20 protein-coding genes and 1 tRNA gene are annotated in these 24,320 nt (G+C 44.5%); 11 read left to right on the top strand and 10 right to left on the bottom strand.

The features are described 5' to 3' along the window. Nucleotides 1–17 precede the first annotated feature (17 nt). A complete protein-coding gene (locus M8998_RS11180) occupies nt 18–2,903 on the top strand; it encodes a DEAD/DEAH box helicase (RefSeq protein WP_249992752.1) in 2,886 nt (961 codons plus the stop codon). Nucleotides 2,904–2,927: 24 nt separating this feature from the next. Here the strand turns inward: M8998_RS11180 and M8998_RS11175 are convergent, their stop codons facing one another. Both M8998_RS11175 and M8998_RS11170 read right to left on the bottom strand, forming a co-directional pair. Continuing rightward, nucleotides 2,928–4,223, bottom strand: a complete 1,296-nt coding sequence (locus M8998_RS11175) for an HAD-IB family phosphatase (protein ID WP_249992750.1) — start codon at nt 4,221–4,223, stop codon at nt 2,928–2,930. 12 nt (nt 4,224–4,235) lie between these two features. Further along, nucleotides 4,236–5,210, bottom strand: a complete 975-nt coding sequence (locus M8998_RS11170) for an NAD-dependent epimerase/dehydratase family protein (protein WP_249992748.1) — start codon at nt 5,208–5,210, stop codon at nt 4,236–4,238. A gap of 161 nt (nt 5,211–5,371) precedes the next feature. On the opposite strand from M8998_RS11170, the gene M8998_RS11165 reads away from it, so the two are divergent. After that, on the top strand, nt 5,372–6,559 hold the full coding sequence (locus M8998_RS11165) for a formimidoylglutamase (RefSeq protein ID WP_249992746.1): 1,188 nt from the start codon (nt 5,372–5,374) through the stop codon (nt 6,557–6,559). Nucleotides 6,560–6,995: 436 nt separating this feature from the next. On the opposite strand, the gene ggt is transcribed toward M8998_RS11165, so the two are convergent. The 3 genes from ggt to dtd are packed head-to-tail and all read right to left on the bottom strand — an operon-like array spanning nt 6,996 to nt 9,530. After that, nucleotides 6,996–8,690 carry a gamma-glutamyltransferase gene (gene ggt, locus M8998_RS11160; protein WP_249992744.1) on the bottom strand — a complete coding sequence of 565 codons (1,695 nt, stop codon included), beginning with the start codon at nt 8,688–8,690 and terminating at the stop codon, nt 6,996–6,998. Nucleotides 8,691–8,717: 27 nt separating this feature from the next. Next, nucleotides 8,718–9,044, bottom strand: coding sequence for a nucleotide pyrophosphohydrolase (locus M8998_RS11155; RefSeq protein ID WP_249992742.1), 327 nt, complete (start codon nt 9,042–9,044; stop codon nt 8,718–8,720). Between the two features lie 27 nt (nt 9,045–9,071). Beyond that, entirely contained in the window at nt 9,072–9,530 is a 459-nt protein-coding gene (dtd, locus tag M8998_RS11150; protein WP_249992740.1) for a D-aminoacyl-tRNA deacylase, read from the bottom strand. Between the two features lie 198 nt (nt 9,531–9,728). Here dtd and M8998_RS11145 point away from each other — a divergent pair, with 198 nt between their 5' ends. The 3 genes from M8998_RS11145 to M8998_RS11135 all read left to right on the top strand — a co-directional run bounded on the left by M8998_RS11145 (nt 9,729) and on the right by M8998_RS11135 (nt 12,667). After that, complete coding sequence (locus M8998_RS11145; RefSeq protein ID WP_130142932.1) at nt 9,729–10,004, top strand: co-chaperone GroES; 276 nt, start codon at nt 9,729–9,731, stop codon at nt 10,002–10,004. Between the two features lie 41 nt (nt 10,005–10,045). Next, nucleotides 10,046–11,689 (top strand): chaperonin GroEL, encoded by a 1,644-nt coding sequence (gene groL, locus M8998_RS11140; protein ID WP_249992738.1) that lies wholly within the window; start codon nt 10,046–10,048, stop codon nt 11,687–11,689. A gap of 231 nt (nt 11,690–11,920) precedes the next feature. Next, nucleotides 11,921–12,667, top strand: a complete 747-nt coding sequence (locus tag M8998_RS11135) for an amidohydrolase family protein (RefSeq protein WP_249992736.1) — start codon at nt 11,921–11,923, stop codon at nt 12,665–12,667. Nucleotides 12,668–12,707: 40 nt separating this feature from the next. Here the strand turns inward: M8998_RS11135 and M8998_RS11130 are convergent. After that, nucleotides 12,708–12,779, bottom strand: a tRNA-Arg gene (locus M8998_RS11130). Nucleotides 12,780–12,991: 212 nt separating this feature from the next. On the opposite strand from M8998_RS11130, the gene M8998_RS11125 reads away from it, so the two are divergent. From M8998_RS11125 to M8998_RS11100, 6 genes are all read left to right on the top strand, one after another. Then, a complete protein-coding gene (locus tag M8998_RS11125) occupies nt 12,992–13,624 on the top strand; it encodes a peroxiredoxin (RefSeq protein WP_249992734.1) in 633 nt (210 codons plus the stop codon). 108 nt (nt 13,625–13,732) lie between these two features. Further along, on the top strand, nt 13,733–14,047 hold the full coding sequence (locus M8998_RS11120) for a thioredoxin family protein (protein ID WP_249992732.1): 315 nt from the start codon (nt 13,733–13,735) through the stop codon (nt 14,045–14,047). Further along, entirely contained in the window at nt 14,028–14,285 is a 258-nt protein-coding gene (locus tag M8998_RS11115) for a DUF6952 family protein (protein WP_249992730.1), read from the top strand. The genes M8998_RS11120 and M8998_RS11115 overlap by 20 nt, the downstream gene beginning before the upstream one ends. A 248-nt stretch (nt 14,286–14,533) precedes the next feature. Further along, nucleotides 14,534–16,987 (top strand): PIG-L family deacetylase, encoded by a 2,454-nt coding sequence (locus M8998_RS11110; RefSeq protein WP_249992728.1) that lies wholly within the window; start codon nt 14,534–14,536, stop codon nt 16,985–16,987. Between the two features lie 27 nt (nt 16,988–17,014). Then, the gene (locus M8998_RS11105; RefSeq protein WP_249992726.1) at nt 17,015–17,206 is read left to right on the top strand and encodes a hypothetical protein; all 192 of its coding nucleotides are present in this window, start codon (nt 17,015–17,017) and stop codon (nt 17,204–17,206) included. Nucleotides 17,207–17,311: 105 nt separating this feature from the next. Beyond that, nucleotides 17,312–19,012, top strand: coding sequence for a sodium:solute symporter family protein (locus M8998_RS11100; RefSeq protein WP_249992724.1), 1,701 nt, complete (start codon nt 17,312–17,314; stop codon nt 19,010–19,012). 22 nt (nt 19,013–19,034) lie between these two features. Here the strand turns inward: M8998_RS11100 and M8998_RS11095 are convergent, their stop codons facing one another. The 4 genes from M8998_RS11095 to M8998_RS11080 all read right to left on the bottom strand — a co-directional run bounded on the left by M8998_RS11095 (nt 19,035) and on the right by M8998_RS11080 (nt 24,255). Next, nucleotides 19,035–19,622 (bottom strand): LOG family protein, encoded by a 588-nt coding sequence (locus tag M8998_RS11095; RefSeq protein ID WP_249992722.1) that lies wholly within the window; start codon nt 19,620–19,622, stop codon nt 19,035–19,037. Between the two features lie 172 nt (nt 19,623–19,794). Further along, the gene (locus tag M8998_RS11090) at nt 19,795–22,212 is read right to left on the bottom strand and encodes an outer membrane beta-barrel protein (RefSeq protein WP_249992720.1); all 2,418 of its coding nucleotides are present in this window, start codon (nt 22,210–22,212) and stop codon (nt 19,795–19,797) included. Nucleotides 22,213–22,258: 46 nt separating this feature from the next. Continuing rightward, nucleotides 22,259–23,884, bottom strand: coding sequence for a PspC domain-containing protein (locus tag M8998_RS11085; RefSeq protein ID WP_249992717.1), 1,626 nt, complete (start codon nt 23,882–23,884; stop codon nt 22,259–22,261). Between the two features lie 35 nt (nt 23,885–23,919). Continuing rightward, on the bottom strand, nt 23,920–24,255 hold the full coding sequence (locus tag M8998_RS11080; RefSeq protein ID WP_249992715.1) for a PadR family transcriptional regulator: 336 nt from the start codon (nt 24,253–24,255) through the stop codon (nt 23,920–23,922). Nucleotides 24,256–24,320: the final 65 nt, after the last annotated feature.

Here is a 24,320-nt window from a genome sequence, read left to right as displayed (position 1 = left end):
AGCACTACGATCATTTCATGCAGCAAGTTGATTCCGCAATTCCTTTTCGTTTAATCTACTCTTTAGGGGAGCACCCCTACCTGGGCTACCTTATCGAGCCGCACGTGGTACAGCTCAACGCCAATGGCACACTGTCATTGACCTACAAAAGGGTTTTTAGCCATACGGCAGCTGAATACGCAGCAGGCTTATCTGCTGCCGATCTTGAAATGATCCGTTTGCTGGATGAGGTGGAACAAACACACATCATTAAACGCTACCATAAAAAACCAATTCGTCCGGCAGACTATTTCACTAAAATATTCGACCAAAAAATCTTTCAATTTGTTCGCCCTAAGATCGAACAACGCTTACTTCAGGTGCTTGCTCAACTGCAAGGTCAGCCGCTATATCTGATGAGCAAAAAAGATGGCTATCCGGCAGAAACCAGATTAGAGATTGCGCAGGAGCCTGCATCCATCCTATTTCACTTTAGAAGAAATGACATCGAAACCCGGTATTTCCCCACCATCAAATATCAAGGGCATCGCATGGAGTTTATGTACAAAGATGCACATGTCATCATCCAGGAACAAGCCTGGCTATTGCTAGACGGCATGCTCTATCATTTTGACCAGCCGCTGGATGGCAAGAAGCTAAGCCCATTCCTGCAAAAGCGCTACATATCTGTACCCCGCAATACGGAGAAGAAGTATTTTGAGACCTTCGTGACCAATCTGATCGAGCGGCACAACGTGTATGCGGAAGGTTTTGATATCAAAACAATGAAGGAAGATGCTGTGCCGATCTTGACCATCCGCTACGCGGAAGGACAGGCGCCGCAGGTGGAGCTGAGCTTTCGCTATGGTGACTACGTCTTCCCTCCCAGCATTGAACGCCCGATAACCGTACGGCTGCAGCACGATGAAGTACAGGATGCTTATACTTTTACACGGATCAAACGATCGATTAAGTGGGAGCAAAATCAGGAGGCAAAGCTTATCGAACTGGGTTTACATTCTAAAGACCGCCTGTTCGGCTCCTTTGGCGTTGCTGCTTCTTCAGGAGAAAACAGCTTTTCTATCTTCGAATGGCTGAATAAGCATGTCGAACAGCTAGCCGATTTAGGATTTGTAGTCGAGCAGCAGACTGGCACCAAGCGTTTTTTTATTGGCCTGGCCAGTGTAGATATGACGGTGGAGGAAAATAACGACTGGTTTGACCTCCAAGCTTTCGTTTCTTTTGGCCCGTATAAAATACCTTTTGTGCAATTGCGCGATCACATCCTGAATAGGATCCACGAGTTTGTATTGCCTAACGGCGAAATTGCGGTGATTCCGGAAGCCTGGTTCGCGCAATATGAACACCTTTTTCATTTTTCGAGTACTACCGACGGGCTGAAATTGAATAGAATGCATGTGGGCATTCTACAGGATATTAGCGAACATACCATGGTATCCTTCCAACGGAAGCTGGAGAAGCTAAACGCTTTTGAAGAAATTGAGTCTGTAGAGCCGCCATTGCATTTTAAGGGGCAATTGCGCGCGTATCAGGAAGCAGGCTACAACTGGTTTCACTTCCTGCAGCAATATCGCTTTGGTGGCATCCTGGCAGATGATATGGGGCTTGGAAAGACGGTACAAACTATTGCCCTGCTACAACGGCAGAAAGAAAACCGCCAGGAAGGTGAACATGCCTTGACCTCGTTACTCATTTTACCAACATCACTGCTCTACAACTGGCAAAAAGAAGCGGCTCGTTTTGCCCCAAAATTGCGTGTGCTACTCCATACCAGCTACGCCCGCACCAAAGATTCTTTTGCATTTACCCATTACGATTTGGTCATCACCACATACGGCGTGGTGAGGAGCGACGAGGCGCTATTCAGTACTTTTTTCTTTGACTACATCATTCTGGATGAAAGTCAGCACATCAAAAATCCACGATCAAAATCTTTCAAAGCGATTAAGAATTTGCGTAGCAAACATCGCTTGGCGCTGAGCGGTACACCCATTGAAAATTCGGTGGCCGACTTATGGACGCAGATGCACTTCGCCAATCCCGGATTGTTAGGAAATTACCATTATTTCCAACAGGAGTTTGTGATTCCGATTGAAAAAAAGAAAGATGAGGATCGCGCGCAGCGCCTTCAGGCGATGATCAAACCATTTATCTTACGCCGCACCAAGAATCAGGTCGCGACGGAACTGCCTCCCAAGACGGAACAGATCGTTTACTGCGCAATGAATGATAAGCAGGCCAAGTTGTATGACAGTACTAAGTCGGCCTACCGAAATGTCCTATTAGATGGGCCTGCCGCAGGTGAAAACAGCCAGATGACCTTGTTACAAGGATTGATGAAGCTACGTCAATTGGCGAACCACCCGCACATGGTAGATGCCGAATATACGGATGGATCCGGAAAGTTCGATGCGGTATTGGAAATGCTGGAATCGGTACATACCAAGGGAAGCAAAATCTTGATATTCTCTCAGTTTGTGAAGCATTTGGATATCTTCCGAGCACACTTCGACCGCAAGAAGACGAAATACGCCTATCTGGACGGGAGTACGAAAGACCGAGAGGCGGCGGTAAATCAATTTAAAAATGATCCGGAAACACGCCTCTTTTTGATCTCGATTAAAGCGGGTGGTGTGGGGCTCAACCTGACGGAGGCAGATTATGTATTTATTCTGGATCCGTGGTGGAATCCTGCGGTAGAGCAGCAAGCGATTGACCGCAGCCATCGCATCGGCCAAGAGCGCAATGTGTTTATCTACCGATTCATCAGTAAAGATAGCGTAGAAGAGAAGATCGTTTCGCTACAAAACCGTAAAAAGAAACTCTCTTCCGCATTGATCACGACAGAAGAGAGTTTCGTAAAATCCTTATCTCGCGAAGACTTAAACATTCTCTTGGAGTAGGAAATAGCATCTAAAAAGCAGGCTTTACTTATAAAGAATTCTGAACTTGATGGTATTATCAATCTGCTTCAGTTGCTTCAACATATCCTTATCATACTGCGCATCCACATCCGTAATCGCGTAACCGATTTCACCTTTGGTCATCAGAAACTGTGAAAAAATATTGACTTGATTCTCGGCATACACCTTATTGATCTGCGCCATAATGCCGGGCACATTCTGGTGAATGTGGATCAGGCGGTGTGCATGCTTCAACTTAGGTAAGGTTAATGGTGGAAAATTACGACTCATGTACGTATCGCCATGGTTGATGAAATCGGCCATGCGACGCGGAATAAATTCGGCATTACGCTTTTTAAGGCGTTTATCATCGAAGATGACTACGCCTTTTTCGCAACACAACGTGCGCGACACGTGCCCCTTTACATCCCCTAAGTAACCCAATACTTTTAGTTTATTCGCACGACGGAGCTGATCGGGATCTATGATGACACCATCTCCCAGCAACAACATGCCCACATCCTTCACATACTTCTCTTCAAAGCTATCTTTGACCCGAACAGAAAAACCATCATTCTTTAATATCTCGGCAGCAATATTAGGCACATCACCAATTATTAGACACAGAATTCGGTTTTTTGGGTACGAAATAGCTCGTGGCAAATCATTGACATACAGAAACTCATCAAAGCTAGGCGTTACATGATCTGCTTTCTCCGTAACCGACTGGCGTGCGATATTTTCCGTGAAGGCATAGAATCTTTCAATCAAACCCGATTCCTTCAATTGAAAATCAGAATAGCCATCGCCAATACCAAACAGCCTACCTTGTACATTAAGTTCTTTGAGTAGCTTCACCTTCCCCCCTTCATCCGATAATGGATTGGTATCATCGTAGCCGACGATATTCCCTTCATCATCAAACAAGAAGGTATTGGCATAGATGTTTTCGGTTTTGATACCATATGGTGCTACCACTGGCGTGATAAATTCCTTAAAACCACCAGACACGATCCAAGCAGCGTCGGAATTTGCTTTAAAGAATGCACGATTACGGTCAAAGGATTTAGATACTTTCTTTTTCAAGTGTTTAATCAACTGATCCAGATGCGTACGATTTGCTTTTAGCAGACTGATCCTGCCGGTCAGGCTTTCGCGAAAGGAGATCTTTCCTTCCATAGCCAGATTGGTGTATCGTTCGATCTCGCGGTATACCGTCTCTTGTTCGGGGCTTCCTTCTAAAGATATTCTTGCTAATTCGTCCAGCGCTTCTACTTGCGTAAATGTGCTGTCGAAGTCAATGATATAATAATTCTTCACGCTTGGTATTAATTATTGGGCATAATATGCCTGGTATACATTTTTAAGGGTTTCGGACAGCGGCTTGAACGTATGTCCGGTGAGTCGTGTAATTTTAGAATTGTCGTAACTAAGCCGTTCCGACGCTGCTCGCGCGGCATCTTTGGTCAATGCTGTTGGCTGTCTGAAAAGAGTGGCTTTTACCTTTGCCAATCGCCAAGCGATAGACAAAAGCGTTTTTCCGGCTTGTATCGTTGGAGCCGGCCGGCCCATTAGGGTGCTGATATCGGTAAGCAAATTGCGCGAAGATATATTTTCGCTATTTAAGATAAATCGTTCTCCAGAGGTGTCGGAGTCCATCAGCCATATCATGATACTGGCCACATCGGCGACATCGACCACGCCGACCGTGCCTAAAGGATAAATGCGAAGTCCTTTTTTGACTTGATCGAATATGGCATTGGCCGCCACCTTTCCTTTACCTAATCCGACGCCCATGATGAGAGACGGATTGACAATGACGGCATCCAAACCTTCTACAATACCGCGCCACACTTCCATCTCTGCATCGTGCTTAGCCCGGGAATACAGGGAAGTTTTACGGGTCATTTCCCACTTAGCCTCTTCATTGAGTGGCTGACCGCTTTTGTTGGGTCCAAGTGCCGCAATAGAACTTACATGCACCAATCTCACCCGATGCTCCAGGCAGAGGTTGACAATGTGTTTGGTGCCTTCGCGGTTTACTTGTGTGATCTGAACGGCGTCTTTTGGCTGATTGGAAATCAGTGCCGCACAGTGATATACCTGCTTGATTCCGGCAAATACTTCCTTCAAAGCAAAATAATCCGTGATATCGGCATCTTCCCATTGCACTAGTGAGGATGCCTTTAAGGCATCAGGTATAATTGATTGCGGCCGCTTCAGCGCGATGACGCTATGGCCTGCATCGATAAGTTTTTTGATCAGCACAGACCCCAAAAAACCGGTTCCTCCAGTTACTAAAATCATCCTCTAACTAGGTGTTTAACATTGCTTTCTTCAAAAGTATAGTAATTATACATACCATGCAAATGCTTATTTGAGGGAGTAAAAGCGAAGGAATAAATGCATCTTTGTGCTGAACAAATGCTATTTATTCACGGAAAGCACTCATTAGTCCTATTACATTCATGACTCTAGCAGATTTTTTTCAGCCAATCTCTTTAACAGAAATTACATCTACGGCAGATTTTCTTAATTCTCAACTCGGCAAGACCATCGTACGTTACGAAAGTAACTTTCCTGATTTGGACGATGCAGACACCAAGCCACATCTGGCAATTGTAGGCGTAGAAGAAGATCGCGCAGCGGTGAACAACCGCGGTACGGCGAAGGCGCCTAATGAAGTACGCAAGCATTTGTATGAGCTGTATGAAGGGGATTATACCCTGCGGATTGCTGACCTGGGAAATATCAAAGCTGGCGCTCGCATACAGGATACCTATGCCGCACTGCGCAATGTGGTAGAGGAATTGGTAAAAATGCAAATCGTACCTGTTATTATCGGGGGCGGACAAGATCTGACTTATGCCCAATACATGGGCTACGAAAATCTGGAGCAAAAAGTAGAAGTAGCCGTCATTGATTCCCGGTTTGATCTGGATCAGGAAAGTGATGAGCACACGACACTGAATTCTACGACCTATCTTAATCATATCATCTTACACCAACCGGACTATTTATTTAGTCTGAGCAATATTGCGTACCAAACTTATTTGGTGAGCAAGGAGTCTATCAATATGTACAACAAGTTGTTTTTCAACGCGATGCGTATTGGTGCAATGACCGGAAAGCTGGATCAGTCGGAGCCTTTAATCCGTGCAGCAGATATGGTAAGCTTTGACATGGGTGCTATCCGCGCTTCAGAAGCAGGCGGAAATGCCAATGCCACGCCTAATGGCTTATATGGGGATGATGCGTGTCAGCTGGCGCGTTACGCTGGCATGTCAGACAAATGTTCGTCGGTCGGATTCTATGAATTTAACCCAACTTTCGATCCCATGGGGCACAGCGCCATGCTGGTGGCACAGATGATCTGGTGTTTTATCGATGGCTTCTATTCCCGCAAAGGGGATGCCCCAATGTATCCGAAGTCCAATTACATTATTTACCGCACGTCATTGGAAAGCGATGATTATGAATTGGTTTTTGTGAAAAGTAAAAAATCAGATCGTTGGTGGATGCAGGTTCCCTATTTTGGCAGTAAATCCGTCAACGAGCGATTTTTCCTAGTGCCATGTCGGTACGAGGATTATCAACTAGCAGTAGATGGCGAAATGCCAGATCTATGGTGGCGTACGCATCAAAAGTTACAGTAGGGTGTTTATTCAAACTTTTTCTTGATAAAAAGTTTGGCAAAAATCAAGACGGCATTCCTTACTGCTATCCGTCCTCAGAAATCCTACACAAAAATGAACTCGCTTTGCTCAAACAGATTTTTGTGCTTTACGGATTTACTTTTTGACGGCTTGCCGCAGTCAGAACGCTAGGTCGACTAAAGCAGTAACTTTCCAATTTTATCAAAATGCCGCCTTAGCGGATTGGCAATAGCACTAGGACGCACGGACGTTGTGCCAATACGGTCAGCGGCGAGGTTTTTGCATACTTTTTTGCGGGAAAAAAGTATGAGCCCGCCCGGCTCAAGGGCAATACTCAATACTAACTACTAACAAGCCATACAATCATCTCAATACGCAATACTAACTACTCAGTACTACCTACTAAATACTCCAATCTAACTACTCAATACTAAAATCAATACCCCCTCGCCACATCATCGCCTCGTGGATCTGCTCCCGTCTGCAACTTGCCATTCGGCAATACAATAATATTTTCTACACGACCGATGTTTCCACGTTTATAAATTTTGTAACCCGCCTTTTCCAAGCTACTTCTTGTTTCCGCATCGATGGCTTTCTCCTCCACATCAATTTGATCAGGCAACCATTGGTGATGAAAACGGGAAGCCGTAACCGACTCTTGCGCATCCATACCATAATCAATAACATTGGTAATCGTTTGAAAAACGGAGGTAATAATCGTAGAGCCTCCCGGCGTGCCGACCACCATAAACAACTTTCCGTCTTTTTCTACAATGGTTGGCGTCATCGAACTCAACATGCGCTTATTAGGGGCAATCGCATTCGCTTTGCCACCCACCAAACCATATAAATTAGGCACTCCCGGTTTTACCGAAAAATCGTCCATCTCATTGTTTAATAAGAAGCCCGCTCCTTTTACCCAAACACCGGCACCATAAGCACCATTCAATGTTGTGGTCAGGGAAACAGCATTACCTTCTTTATCTACGATACAGTAATGTGTGGTTTCTTCGGATTCGTAACCGGCAAATTTGGAGGCGAGAATTTCACTGCTTGGCGTTGCCTTCGCGAAGTTGATTTCTTGCATCCGAGTTTTGTTGCGCTGGTTGTCCATCAATTCCTTTAAAGGCACTTTGTGATAGTCCGGGTCGCCCATATGCGTGGCACGGTCGGCATAGATTCTACGCTCGGCTTCTACAATTACCCGTACTGCGGAATCGCTTTGAAAGCCCCACTGCGCCAATGGATAGGACTCTACAGATTGTAAAAGTGCAATGAGGGCCGCACCTCCGCTTGATGGCGGAGGCATAGAAATCACGCGATGACCGCGGTATGCTCCTTCTACTGGCTTACGCCACACTGCCTGGTAATTCTCTAGATCGGCTTTGCTCATAATACCATTTCCGCGCTGCATTTCCTTGACGATGTAGTCGGCCGTTTCTCCTTTATAAAAACCATCGCGACCTTCTTTCGCTACGCGCTCCAAAGTGCTGGCTAACTCGGGCTGTTGAAAGACATCATCCTCTTTCCATGTTTCGCTGCGGATGATCGCAGCACCTTCGGTATTGAGCCTGGAAAAAAGTTCCTGATGTTCATTGAATTCCTTGGCTTGCATGCTGGTGATTTTGAAACCCTCTTTGGCAAGCTTTATAGCTGGCGCAACCAACATTTGCCAATCCATCGAGCCATATTTTTGATGCGCAGCGACCATACCCGCCACGGTGCCCGGTACCCCTGCCGCCAGTTGCCCGTAAAGGCTTAAATCAGTAATTGCATTGCCGTCGGCGTCCAAGTACATGTCTTTGTCGGATTTTAAAGGCGCCGTCTCGCGAAAATCCAGGGCATCTACGCCGCCATCGTGACTTCGGTAAACCATAAAACCGCCTCCGCCGATGTTTCCAGCATTGGGATATACGACAGCCAAAGCAAATTGTACCGCAATAGCCGCATCGATGGCGTTACCACCGTCTTTCAGGATTTGTACACCCACATCGGATGCCAATGGATGCGCTGCTACGACCGCACCATGCTCGAATTCGTTACCTTTCGCGCTATCTGATGTATTACTCTTGTTTTGGCAGGAGCTAAATAGTAGAAAGGCAATTAAAAGATGAGACAGTATTTTCATATGTGTTTTTTGTTAGTTCGTTGTTTATTATTTGAGCTTCTCATTATTGGCATGACGATCAGCATCGCGCACCGTTTTCTTCTCCAGGTTCTTTTGCAGCGCTTCGGTCAGGTTAATGCCGGTTTGATTCGCCAGGCAAATTAATACAAAAAGCACATCAGCCATCTCATCGGCCAGATTCACGTCTTTGTCTGAGGCTTTAAAAGATTGTTCCCCATATTGGCGCGCCATGATGCGCGCTACTTCGCCCACCTCTTCCATTAGCATAGCGGTATTGGTTAATTCATTAAAATAACGGATGCCTGTGGTATTTATCCATTCGTCCACCGTTTTCTGTGCTTCCTCAATCGTCATATTTTATGTGTTGTTTTTTAACGGTTCTTAAAAATTATCTTTGTCTTTGGTATTCATGATGATAGTAACTGGTCCATCATTCTGCAAGCTAATCTGCATATCAGCACCAAAAATGCCTGTTTGTACTTGTTGGTTCAATAGGTCGCTACAACGCTTGATGATATCCTCGTACAATGGTTTTGCTTTATCCGGCTTCGCCGCCCGGATAAATGAGGGCCTATTTCCTTTTTTTGTTTGCGCGTAAAGCGTGAATTGCGAAATCAACAACAAACCCCCGCCAACATCTAGTAGAGAGCGATTCATCAAACCTTGATCATCAGCAAAGATACGCATAGCACAGATTTTGGCAGCTAGCCAGGCGGCATCCTCCTCCTTGTCATCTTCTTCCACACCTAGTAGCACCAATAACCCTTGAGTAATGGCTCCGGTTTGAACGCCCTCCACTTGGCACGCGGCGTGGCTGACACGCTGAATTACTGCTCTCATGGTTTAAAATTAGACAAATTTGCTGAAATGCCAGAAGCACATATCCTGACAGCTTGACACACCTATTTTGTAGAAATCTGCCAGTCCGCGAAGGGCTTATGCAAAAATGTCTCCTAAATAGGTGAAAGTCACTTTGGCATAATTGGTGATGCGTGGAATGTGTAAACGTAAATAAAACATAAAATAAATAGAATAATTATGGCTTTAAGTATCAAACCTATCGGCGACAGAGTCGTAGTCGAAGCGGCACCTGCAGAAGAAAAAACAGCGTCAGGAATCTACATTCCAGATACAGCTAAAGAAAAACCTTCTCAAGGAACAGTGGTAGCAGTAGGAACTGGTAAACCAGAAGAACCATTGACTGTACAAGTAGGCGATAAAGTATTGTATGGTAAATATGCTGGTACGGAGATCACGTACGAAGGCAAAGAGTATTTGATCATGCGTGAGTCTGATATTTACGCGGTACTGTAAGTTAAGTTTTAATCGATTATTAGTTCAATAGGAACAAGAAAATGGCAAAACAGGTAAAATATAATGTAGAAGCGCGTGAAGCTCTTAAAAAAGGAGTAGATACGTTAGCAAATGCGGTAAAAGTAACTTTAGGACCAAAAGGTCGTAACGTAATTATCGAGAAAAAATTCGGTTCTCCAGCGATCACTAAAGATGGTGTAACGGTAGCAAAAGAGATCGAATTGAAAGACGCCGTGGAAAACATGGGCGCACAAATGGTGAAGGAAGTAGCTTCTAAAACTGCTGACCAAGCAGGTGACGGTACTACTACTGCTACCGTATTGGCTCAGGCTATCGTAGCACCAGGTATCAAATCGGTAGCGGCTGGTGCAAATCCAATGGATTTGAAACGCGGTATCGACAAAGCGGTATCTGCAGTTGTTGCGAACTTGCAGTCTCAGTCTCAGGCTGTAGGCCAAGACAACAACAAAATCAAACAAGTAGCCTCTATCTCTGCTAACAATGATGATGTGATCGGTTCATTGATCGCACAAGCAATGGAGAAAGTGGGTAACGACGGGGTGATCACGGTAGAAGAAGCAAAAGGTACTGAAACTGAAGTAAAAACAGTGGAAGGTATGCAGTTTGACCGTGGATATTTGTCTCCATACTTCGTAACCAACTCCGAGAAAATGGAAGCAGACTTAGAGAACCCATACATCTTGATCTACGACAAGAAAATCAGCAACATGAAAGAATTGTTGCCGATCTTGGAGAAACAAGTACAAACGGGTAAACCTTTGTTAATCATCGCGGAAGATCTAGATGGCGAAGCTTTAGCTACTTTAGTAGTGAACAAAATCCGCGGATCATTGAAAGTGGCTGCTGTAAAAGCGCCAGGATTTGGTGACCGTCGTAAAGCGATGTTGGAAGATATCGCGATCTTGACTGGCGGCACGGTTATTTCTGAAGAAAGAGGTTACAAACTAGAAAATGCAGAACTAGACATGCTAGGTCAGGCAGAGAAAGTGGTAATCGACAAAGATAACACCACGGTAATCAACGGATCTGGAAACGGAGAAGAAATCAAAGCACGTGTTGGACAAATTCGTTCACAAATCGAAACCACTACTTCTGACTACGATCGTGAGAAATTGCAAGAGCGTTTAGCGAAGCTTTCTGGCGGTGTGGCTGTTCTTTATGTAGGTGCTACTACCGAAGTAGAGATGAAAGAGAAAAAAGACCGTGTAGATGATGCGTTGCATGCTACTCGCGCAGCGGTAGAAGAAGGTATCGTCGCTGGTGGTGGTGTTGCTTTTATCCGTGCGACAGAAGCCTTGAAGGACTTGAAAGGTGAAAACGAAGATGAGAACATCGGTATCGACATCATCCGTCGTGCGATCGAAGAGCCTCTTCGTCAGATCTGTTTCAATGCAGGTATCGAAGGTGCAGTTATCGTACAAAAAGTAAAAGAAGGATCTGGTGACTTCGGTTACAACGCGCGTACAGATGTATTCGAAAACTTAATTGGTGCCGGTGTTATCGACCCAACTAAGGTATCTCGTGTAGCATTAGAAAACGCTGCTTCTGTAGCTTCTATGTTGTTGACCACCGAGTGTGTGTTGGCAGATGAGCCAGAAGAAGCTGGTGCAGCTGGCGGCGGTGCTCCTGCTGGTATGCCAGGCGGCATGGGCGGCATGATGTAAGCCAACAATTGATAATAATTATATAGTGCAAAAGCCGGAGACCCTCGAGGATCTCCGGCTTTTTTTGTGTGTATGTTGCCAGCAGAAGGAGGGGTTTTCGGATCGCCACGGATATCATTAGAGATAAGATAAGTCCTCCTTTTAACATTTTTGCCTCTTAGATCATCACAACAATCGGTTTCACACGTTATATCATTATCCGAGGAAGAATCACTTAAACGTTGTACGACGATGAAACTATTTGATGCCCATTTTCACATTATAAACCCAAAGTTCCCCTTGGTGGAGAACAATGGTTATCTACCGCCCGAATTTGTCGCTGCAGATTACCTCCAGGCAACTGCTGCTTATCAACTAACCGGCGGGGCGATTGTGTCGGGTTCTTTTCAGGCTTTCGATCAGGATTATTTAATGGATGCCTTGAAAACACTAGGCAGTGGTTTTGTTGCCGTGGCGAATATCCCACATACGATTTCGGAGAAAGAATTGGCGGTATTAAACGAAGCGAATGTCGTTGCGGTGCGTTTTAATGTAAAGCGAGGTGGTTCTGAAAAGCTGGAACATATAGAAAAGCTGTCTAATAAATTATATGAGGAATATGGCTGGCATACCGAACTGTACATAGACAGCAACGATTTGAAGGACTTAAGACCGGTCTTACAAAACATCCCCAAATTCTCTATCGATCATCTAGGGCTTTCAAAAGATGGATTGGATGATCTGTACTATTGGGTGGAACAGGGTGTAAAAGTAAAAGCGACGGGTTTTAGCCGAACGGACTTCGAACCGATTCCGGTCATGAAGAAGATCCATCAGATTAATCCACACGCCTTATTATTTGGTACCGACCTACCCTCCACACGTGCCGCTGTCCCCTTCTCCGACAAAGACGTACAATTGATCGCGGATAATTTCTCCACCGATGATCTTGAACAGATTATGTATAAAAATGCGGAAGCTTGGTATAGGAGAGGATAAAGAAAAGCGTGTGCTAGAGACCGATTCCTTTAAAAATTTGTAGCCCCGAGCAGAATCGAACTGCTATCTAATGTTTAGGAAACACCTATTCTATCCGTTGAACTACGGGGCCAGAATGCACTACAAAGATTTGAAAAATTAAGCCCATTATCAAGTCAAAGCATCATTTAGTTCATCGAAAATAAAACATAGCATTCATCAATACCATCATTGCAGCATTATAGATGAAGTTGATATGTGATTGATAAATTCGATGTGGTAAAAGCACGTTTTATGTGTACTTTTGCACAACGAAATTAAAACGAAAAACAAAATATCTTAACTATGAGCTTTACAGGCAAAAACTTCCCTAACATCACCGTAGACGCAATTGATTACATGGGAGATTATATCTCTTTAAATATATTTGAAAAAGCACAACAGGAAAACAAAAAGATCCTTTTATTCTGGTATCCAAAGGATTTCACTTTCGTATGCCCGACTGAATTACATGCTTTTCAGGCTGAAGTGGCAGAATTAGAGAAACGCAATACCATCGTTATCGGTGCATCTTGCGATTCTAACGAAGTACACTTTGCTTGGTTGAACACGGCAAAAGATAACGGTGGTATCGAAGGCGTAGAATACCCAATCATTGCGGATACGAACCGCAACCTCTCTAGCGTATTGGGCATTTTGGAGATGAAAGAAGTAGAACATCCAGAATTCGGCACATTGGTAGAAGGCTCTGCAGTGACTTACCGTGCGACTTACTTGATCGATGAGACTGGAAAAGTATTTCACGAGTCGGTAAATGATATGCCACTAGGCCGTAATGTAAAAGAATACATCCGTCTGATTGATGCGTACACACACGTGCAGAAACACGGTGAAGTATGTCCAGCGAACTGGGAAGAAGGTAAAGAAGCCATGAATGCTACACGCGATGGCGTAGCTTCTTACCTGGCAAGCAACTAATATAGGCCGTCATTCGGCCTCCAAGTAATTTCAGGCTGACTAGAAAGCGTTTCTGCTACAGTGACATTTTTAGTCAGCCCTTTTTGTACACCATTAAGCGAAAACACCATGTTACAAGAATTAGATAATGATAATCTGCAGGAGATTGTAAATAAAAACGAAACCGTGTTGGTACAGTTCTCCGCCTCTTGGTGTGGTAACTGCCGCATCATGAAACCAAAGTTCAAGAAGCTGTCTGGAGAAAATGAAAACGTAGCCTTCGTAATCGTAGACGCGGAGAAATATCCAGAGTCTAGAAAACTGGCAAACGTAGATAACCTTCCGACATTTGCTGCTTTCAGCAATGGCAAATTGGTCAACCAAGTGCAAACTAACAAAATTGATGGCTTAGTAGATTTATTAAATGAAGTTACCAGTAATTAAACATCTCACCAATTTCATCGCTGAAAACGACGTAGACTACGTGTTAGAGACGATCGAAACACTGGAAGCGTTGACCGAGGTCTCTACGTTGAAAGACGAAGAACTGGATGTTATTGGCGAATTGATTTCCAATATGTATGGTGCGGTAGAAGTGGACAAATTGATCAAAGAAGGTCAAGCACCAAAAGACGCTATCAATTCTTTTATGCAACGCGTAATGGGTTCAATAGATCGATAATACGGTTTTCCACAAAAAGCTGTGCATAACTCCAAATTTGTGGAAAAGTTTTTTAAAGCCATTCGTGTTTTTATATCGTATAATGTCCTACTTTTATAGAAATGAAATTAATGCCTGATCCTCTATTCACTTCAGGGCGAAAGAAGTATCAGGTTTAGTATCAAGGGTTTTTAAAAAGGATTTTTAATTGTTGGTAAAAGGAATCAAATAGCTATTTGATTCCTTTTATTGTTAATGTACATTCATCCATGCCGCGTACGCTTACTTTCCTATTCCTGTTAATAACATACACTTCCTCCATTGGCCAGACGATAATTCCAAAAAATTCTTCGGAGATAAAAGCGGGATTAGAAAAACTAAACGTCTTAGGTTCGGTATTGTATTTTGCGGCACACCCCGATGATGAAAACACCAAATTGATCGCTTGGCTGGCGAATGAGAAGAAGTATGAAACAGCCTACCTGTCGCTAACGCGAGGAGATGGTGGACAGAATCTGATCGGCACAGAGCTGGGCATTGAGCTGGGTTTAATACGCACGCAAGAGCTACTGGCAGCACGTCGAATTGATGGTGGTAACCAATATTTCAGCTCTGCATATGATTTCGGATTCTCCAAAACATTTGAGGAAACATTTGATTTTTGGAATAAAGAAGAAACGTTACGCGAAAGCGTGTGGCTGATCCGTAAACTCAGGCCGGATGTCATCATCACGCGTTTCCCACCAGATCCACGAGGTGGTCACGGTCATCATCAGGCCTCTGCCATCCTCGCGCATGAAGCATTTATTGCCGCAGCAGATCCTTCCCGTTTTCCAGAACAACTGCAAGAGCTATCGGTATGGCAGGCCAAACGTTTGTTGTGGAATACGGCCAACTTTGGCGGCCAGAACAACACGTCCGAAAATCAGCTAAAGATTCAGACCGGTGCATTTAACACTTTACTAGGCGCATCGTATGGCGAGGTCGCCGCGATCAGTCGTTCGCAGCACAAAAGTCAAGGCTTCGGCTCCGCATCCACGCGCGGACAGAGCATCGAGTACTTCGAGCATGTAGCTGGCGAGAAGGCTACGCAAACGCTGCTCGACGGCGTGAAGACCGATTGGTCTCGCTTGGCAAATAGTGGCGAGATCACTCAACAGGTAGCCGACATCAATAAAAATTTCGATGTCAATGCTCCGCAAAATAGTATCGCTTCATTAATTGCACTGCATAAAAACGTGCAGAAGATCTCAGATCAGCATTGGCGTGCGGTAAAAACACAGGAAATAGAAGAGTTGATCCTGACCTGCGCGGGTTTTTACCTAGACAACTACACGTTGAGGCCGATCGGCATCTTGGGAGAGCCGGTAGACGTGTTTCAGGAGTTGATCGTGCGAAACCCGAATGTAACGGCTAGCATAGATCGCATCGGAGATCAATCCGTAAGCCAACCGCTGAAAAATAACACGATTTTCCGTCATCAATACGAGTTCACCCCGCAATCCATTACACAGCCTTACTGGCTACGCAATCCCTATACATTGGGGAAATTTGATGTAGAGGAAGCAGACTTCGGCGCTCCAGAAAGCGGTGATCGGCCACAAACGGAATTCGTGGTTACCATTGATGGATTGTCGATTGCCCTAACGCAACCGATCCGGCATCGCTATGTGGATCCGGTGCGCGGAGAAATTCAAAACCCTTTGCATGTGCTGCCCAAGATCACTGCCTCGACGCCCCAAACTTCGATCCTACTGACTGATAACGAAAAGTCACAAAAACTACAGATGACGTTTACCCGTCATGATGCTACTGATCAGGCGGAAATCGTTACTCATGTACCAGCAGGTATACAAATATCCCCTACACAGACTGTTCTTAACTTTGGAACAGCAAAATCCATCACGCAATCTTTTGATGTAAAAGTCATACCGGGAAGTCTTAAAAAAGACGGAAACTCTGCAGAAACGGGGATCAGTTTTAGTATGGAAAAAGATACGATTCGGCAGTACCGTCAGATTCAATATAATCACATCCCATCGCAGGCCTGGTTTCCAAAAGTAGATGTCAAGGTGCAACCGATCGACTTACAAGTCCCAGTTAAGCGTGTGGCTTATGTTATCGGAGCGGGAGATCGCGTGCCAGATGCACTACGCGCGGTTGGTATGGTAGTGGATGTCATCAGCCCGAAGGAAATCCCCACCGTGAGCGCTGCACAATACGATGCATTGATCGTAGGTATACGCGCGTATAATGTGTATGCCGATCTTACGGAATATACACCAGCGCTATTGCGCTATGCCGAAGCTGGCGGCACGGTACTCGTACAATATCAGGTAAACTCCGGCGTAGCCGGACAAGATATCGGGCCCTTCCCCTTTCAGGTTACGCGCGCTCGTGTGACAGAGGAGGATGCGGCCGTAAAATTCTTATTACCTACAGACCCTTCTCTGCAAAAACCTAACAAAATTACGGAAGCAGATTTTGCGAGCTGGATTCAAGAGCGTGGCTTGTATTTTGTCGAAAACACGGATTCGCATTACCGAAAACCCCTTTCGATGCATGACAAGAACGAAGCAGCACACGACGGTGCTCTGATCATTAGCCGACAAGGGAAAGGTAAGTTTGTGTATACCTCACTCGCCTTTTTTAGGCAATTACCCGCTGGAGTTCCGGGAGCTTACAGATTATTTGTAAATTTGCTGGCAAAAGAAGAAGATTAAGGAAAATATCCTAAGTATAAAATCAACATGGAAAATACTAAAAACGAAAAAACCACTTTGCACAATTCTCTTTACCTAATCGGTGCTGTCATGGGTGCAATCATTGCATTTGCTTCATCCGGAGCACCGTTGAGCTTGGTTACAGGAGCAATAGGCGGATTGATTTTCGCCAGCATCTTTGTAAAATTTGTGATCCCACACAAGCCAAGTGACCGATAAGGGGCTTCCCTCTTTTATTGGTAGCTGGAGACGATTTTATTGGCTGGTGGCTTTTTGGCTTATCGTCAATATCGCATTGATGTACTGGTTTACAAAATCTTTTGAATGAGCACTCTCGATTGGATAGTGCTCATTCTCACGTTGCTGGGTATCGTAACTTATGGGATCTACAAAAGCCGCAATGTCCAAAACATTGACGGTTATATGCTCGGTGACCGGGAGCTTCCCTGGTACAATGTAGGTTTTTCGGTGATGGCTACACAAGCCAGCGCCATCACATTCCTTTCTGCCCCGGGACTAGCCTATTCATCGGGCATGAGTTTCGTACAGTTTTATTTTGGACTGCCACTGGCCATGATTGTCTTGTGTGTCACCTTTGTGCCCATCTTCCATCGGCTGAAAGTGTACACCGCATACGAATTTCTGGAAAAGCGCTTTGATACCAACACGCGCGTACTTACGGCAATTCTATTCTTGATTCAGCGCGGCATATCTACCGGCATCACCATCTTTGCACCAGCCGTAATTTTATCTACTATCTTCGAAATTGATCTCACGCTCACGACCCTAGGCATCGGTCTGATGGTAGTTTCCTATACCGTATATGGCGGCACTAAGGCCGTCTCCTACACGCAACTGCTGCAGATGTCCATCATCTTTGGCGGCTTGTTGCTAGCGGGTGTATTGGTCGTCCATTTCCTGCCGGAAGAAATTGGATTTTCTGAAGCGCTGCATATAGCCGGTAAATCTGGTAAAACCAACGCCATCGACTTTAGCTTCGACTTAGACAACCAGTATACGGTATGGACCGGATTGATTGGCGGATTTTTCTTACAGCTGTCGTATTTCGGTACAGATCAGAGTCAGGTAGGTCGCTATCTTACCGGATCATCGGTACGTGAAAGCCGGATGGGCTTGTTGATGAATGGCGTGCTGAAAATTCCACTGCAATTTTGTATTCTATTAATCGGTGTACTCGTATTTGCCTACTATCAATACAACACGCCACCACTTTTCTTCAACCAAACGGAAGTAAAAAAACTGGAAAGCGGTGTGTACTCCGCGGAATACAATAACTTGCTCTCGCAACACGAAGATACTAAAGCCGCGAAGGCGAACGATGTTGAAGGCTTAATCAAAGCCATGAGGGATGGTGATATACAGGCAGAAGATCAGTATACGACCGCACTGGCAGCGCACAACCAGACTACCGACTCGCTCCGGAGTCAAATGATCGTTTTGCTACAGCAAAACGATGCAAAAGCAGATACCAACGACAACAATTATGTGTTCTTGTCTTTTGTGAAGGACGTATTCCCAAAAGGCTTGGTAGGCCTACTTATTGCCATTATTTTTTTAGCATCTATGGGGGCCACCGCCAGTGCTATTAACTCCCTTTCCTCTACAACGGTCATTGATATTATCAAGCGATTTATTCGCAAATCCGACGACGATAAAACCTATTTACGTATCTCTCGCATCACCACCCTTTTTTGGGGGATTTTTACCGTAATCATTGCCTTGTATGCCAATCGGGTAGGCAACTTGTTAGAGGCGGTTAATATTCTGGGATCACTTTTCTACGGTACAATTCTGGGTATTTTTCTCGTCGCCTTTTATGTAAAGAATATTGGTGGCAAGGCGGTATTCATTGCTGCACTACTTACAGAGGTATTGGTAGTCATCATTTGGCAACAAGATATCATCGCATTTCTGTGGCTCAACTTGATCGGCTGTATTGGTGTAGTCGTTATTAGCTACCTCATTCAGATCTTTCTGCCAGCACACAAATCCATCCCGCAGTAACTGTTATTACGAACGCTTTCGGCTAAACGTCTTCCTTATCCAACCATTTGGGTACATTCGGAGCCGTATAGTTGTTCATCTTTGCCAACAGATCGCTGATATCATCAGACACCAACAGCATATCGTGATTCTCCGGTCTTAATAATCCGCTAATCACCATCTGTTCGATAAATGTAATCAGGTGATCGTAAAAACCATTCACATTCAGAATGCCAACTGGTTTGCTATGCAAGCCAAGCTGTGCCCAAGTGATCATTTCAAAAAGTTCTTCCAACGTACCAAAGCCACCCGGTAATGCGATCACACCATCGCATCGTGTGCTCATTTCCATTTTGCGTTCATGCATCGTTTCTACTACGATCAACTCCGTAACGCCGTGATGGCCGACTTCTTTGGCATCGAGAAATTCGGGGATCACACCGACCACCGTGCCTTTTGCATCCAATGCCGCATCAGCTACAGCGCCCATTAATCCGACTTTGCCACCGCCGTAAACCAGGGTGATTCCGGACTGCGCCAAATGCGCTCCAACCCGACGGGCGCTTTCCATCCAGACTCCGTCAAAGCCGGGACTGGAAGCGCAAAAAATAACCACACTTTTCATATTCATGTCTCAAAGATAGGCGTTTTTCAGATGTCCGAAAAACAAGAAATCCTCTTTTACAAAAAGGAGGATTTCTTGTTTTTAAGAATATAAGATTGCTTCGTGGTCGTCCCTCCGTCTCGCAAAGACGTTCATAGCTTGTCTTTTTAGGCTGCTCTTTTAATGAGACGATCAAACCCTATTGAGCCCGATCTCTCTCGTCATTACCACTATCCGTTTTACGGATATTCTGCTTCAAATTACCAAAACGGAAGGTATACGTTAACCGTACGGTTTGGTTGTCGTTGTATTGACGAATATCGGCGAAGAATGCACCAAAATCAGTACTTACGTTGTTACGAATGGTGCGGAAAATATCTGTTGCGGCCAACTTCAACGTACTCCGTGGATCTTTGAAATTATAGTTTATACCGGCATCCAGATTCCAGCGACTATGGATCTTATAAATGTTGTATACGAAGGGGGAAGTATAAGATAAGGAAGTCTCTGCGGAGAAGGACTTATTGATCTTAAAGTTGTTCATATTGTTCAACTGAAACATAAAACCTCCCTGATCTACAAATGAGCCAGCAATAGGTCCTTTGAAGTACATATGCACTAGCGTCATATTGTTGTTGATACTCCAGAAATTCCCCACTTTGTAAGGTGTGTTGATGTTTAGGTAGCTATTCACCTGCCTGCCCAAGTTCTCCCGAATTACCCAAGATTGTTTTGTTTCTTCATCTTGCCCCATACTTTCTGTGATCGCATCGTTGGTAATGTCGCTACCCAAGGTGAAGTTAAATAGCTGCTTCCAGGTATAATTGAGGCTGAAACCATGCGTATATTGCGGTTGCAAATAGGGATTGCCACGCATAAAGGTGAATCGATCTATAAAGTATTCGAATGGATTGAGAAAACGGTAATTGGGCCGCGAAATCTTTTTCGCATAGCTTAAGGATAGTATGTTGTTTTCATTCAGCGTGCGCGTCACACTGGCCGAAGGGAAAAGATCGAAGTAGCGTCGTTTGACATTGGTCTCCATGGTGCGCGACTCTCCATCCGACAACGTCAGTTCGCCTCGCAGACCAGCCTTCACCGACCATTTACCAATCTCTCTACTGTAATCGGCATACGCGGCAGCCACCTGTTCTGTATAAACGAAATGATTCGAACGACCAACGAATTCCTGCCATACACCATTCACCACGTGCTCAAATTGCATGTTATTATCCGATCGTACATTGCTATATTTTAAACCTGTTTCGAACCTAGCTTGGTTTTTCAAGGGTTTGCTATAGTCTACCTTACCCACATAGATATCAATATCTACCGGCATGGCACTGCGTTCGAATTCTGGATCGTACAATAGTGATCCCTGAGCATCGCTCATCAGGTATTGGTAATTGATCGTATTGGTATTTCTGAAGCGACTTAGGTCGGCATCAAAAACCAACTTACCACCAGAAGTATCCGTGAGCAATGTATTGTTGAGGTTCAATGAATACCGGTTGAACCCAGCACGCCCCATCGTGTTGGAGTTGAGCATGGAGTCGATTGGCCCGCTTCTGCGGCTCATCGCGGTAAAACTGGTATTATCTTCATCTTCCGACATATTATTGGCCGAAAATTGAGCCAGTAGGGTGTTACGTTCCGAAGTTTTCTGCTCTATACCAAAGCGGTATGTGTGTGTCCTATCAGTTTGCAACAAGTCCGACGTTTGATCAAAAACCGTGGGATCTTCTTCGCCTACTATACGGTAAATATCTAGATCAAACAGACGCTTATTGTTCATGTAAGAATACGTGCCGAACAATGTCGTATTGTTTTTCTTATAATTCAAACTCGCTGAAGTATTGCCTCGAGTATGATTCCCCTGTGCTAAACTTCCGATTAACGTACCATTAAAACCTTCAATCTTATTTTTTTTCAGCACAATATTGATGCTCCCGGAAGAACCTTCTGCATCATCTTTGGCACTACGGGTAGTGGCCACTTCAATATTTTTGATCTGCCCGCCATCCATAGACTTCAGAAAAGAAGCTAGTTGTTCGCCCGTCATGAATGTTTGTCGTCCATCTATTGTGACGTTTATCCCTTCACGACCCATCAACAAAATGTTTTCATCTTTATCAATAGTTACTCCTGGCGCGCGCTGCAACACTTCTAGGGCATTGTTGCCCGCAGCTAAGGTAGAGTTTTCGACATCCAATACCAGTTTGCCATTGCTACTTCTGATGAGTGGTTGTTGTCCGGTGACGGCTACGGCTTCGATAGCTTGGCTTTGCGCGGAAAGAACAAAAGCAGGCATATCCAGCTTCTTTCCAGCAAATTCAAAAGGATCCGACTGAGCAGAAGTATATCCAATAGACCCTACTTCGAGGTAGTAATTTCCTGTTGGCACATGGCTGAGCGCATACTCTCCTTTATCATCAGTGAGCGCGGATTTTAGGACTACCTTAGAGCTAACGGTCATTAGATAAACGGTTGCTCCAGCTAATGGTTCCTGCTGTTCGTTAAGTACAGAACCCTGTATATGTATGCTTCCCTGCTGGGCAAATGCTTGATTTATTAGGGCAATAGCTGCCAGGGCAACTATAAATAGTATTCGAATCATTGGTCGTTAGGATGTAAATTTGTTTATTCTATTCTGTAGACGCTGCTTAAGACTCAGAAGTTGCAGTCTCTTCCACCTTTTCTTTTTCCTCTTCTGGATCGGCCGTTGCACATTTCAAACCATTCTTTGTCATCACCCACTCCGTAGATTTTTGGTTAATGTCTGGGTAGCACTCATGTATCGATACGCTATGGAATACTTTATGGTCCATATTGTTCATAATGGTCACCTTTGTGCCTACTGGCAAAAATACGCTCACATCGATCCGCTGATCGCGATACAATTTCTTTTTCGAGCTAAACAGAAAGTGACTATCAAACAGAAGACTTGCTCCATCCTGTTTCACCTGGTATGCGATATCGGATGCATTGTCTGAAGCTTGCTTGAAAGTGCGACCTTTAGCCGTATAATTATATTGTATGAAGGGCTTTTCCAAAGAATCCAGGGATTCAATACGGATGCTTAAATCGTCCCGAAGACTAAATCCGTCTTCAATTGCTTTTAGTCGTCCGTTATCAAAATCTTCACTTGACGCATCGATTACCCGCACATCTTTTTCCGAAAACACATAGTTTGGTGCAGATTGTAGCTGCTTCTCTACCTTCACGGTACTAGTTTCCCGAAAGTTTTGAGCCGTAGCTACACTGAAATAGATGATCGCAATGATAGACAACCCCCAAGCAGTGAGCAAGGTAAGAGATGCATAATTATTCATCTTTGGCGCATTGAATAACACCCTTAATAGGAGGTAAAACAATGCCATGAACGGAATAAAGTTCGCTAGAAATCCGGCAAGTAATGCCAGGTAAGCATCTGAAGGATCCAATAGCTCCAACGGCGGGAAGAAAACTTCTGTCTGGAAACCGATCAAATACAGGCCGTTGAATATAAAGAAGATAAATAATCCCAATAAAGTCATACCAACCGAAAACAGAATGATGATCCCCAGTACACGGCCAACGATGCGGAAGAAAGAGCCAATAAACGACTCCACAGAGCGCGCACTTCGGCCGATGTATTCGCGTGTACCAGATAACTGACTGGAAAGCTCATCCATCTCGAACGACTTTTTAAAGTTCTGCAAGTTCGGTGCTTCGCCACGCATCGCCATTTTGTCGGCACGGGTAGCGGCTTTAGGCATAAAGATCCATAATACAATATACAGCATAGCTCCGGACCCAGCGAACAGGAAAAAGGCAAGAAACATCACCCGAACCCACTTTGGTTCTATGCCGAAGTAATGTCCTAGTCCACTACATACACCGCCTAAGATCTTGTCATCCGGATCCTTCATTAATTTTTTAGCAAAATAAGTAGGCTCATTGATCGGTGCCTGCTGCTCTTGCTCTTCATTCGCCTTTTCGGCATCGGCAGTACTTGGAGCTTCTTCATCCTCGCCCACTAGGCCAGCTTCAAAATCACTCACACGCCCCATCTGCCCGATGACCTGGTTGACGTCATCAATACCGATCACCTCTTTCTTACCGGAGTGGATGCGTTCTGAAAACATTTCAGCAATCCGATTCTCAATATCTTCTAAAATTTCTTTGCTGTCCTCCGAACGGCCAAAGTGCCGTTTGATATCGATCATGTAGGAACGCAATATCTCGTAGGCATCCTCCTCAATGTGGAAAACGATGCTGTTTATGTTGATGATTATAGTTTTATTCATTGCCTTAGGGTTTTTAATATCTTGTTGTCACTTACTTAAATCGTTCTATGCTCTAAAGAGGTTTCTACTGCAAATAGCAGCTCCTTCCAAGTTACATCCAGTTTTTGAAGCACTTCCATGCCCTCTGCAGTAATTTCATAGTACTTACGCGGAGGCCCTGATGTAGACTCTTTCCAGTTGTAGCTCAGCAGGCCATTGTTCTTTAGCCGTGTAAGCAAAGGGTACAATGTACCTTCTACGACCAAGAGCTCCGCCTTCTTCAACTCCGCAATTATATCCGATGCATAGATCTCATTTCGAGATATAATAGAAAGAATACAGTATTCCAATATTCCTTTCCGCATCTGCACTTGTGTATTTTCAGCTACCATAACAATACAAAGATATATCTTAAAGACAGTACTTTGCAATACATAGTACTATAAAAATCTAATAT

This window comes from Sphingobacterium sp. lm-10, from assembly GCF_023554555.1.
Lineage (GTDB): Bacteria > Bacteroidota > Bacteroidia > Sphingobacteriales > Sphingobacteriaceae > Sphingobacterium.
The sequence above is the reverse complement of the archived record's forward strand: the minus strand, read 5'-3'. Positions and strand labels throughout refer to the sequence as shown.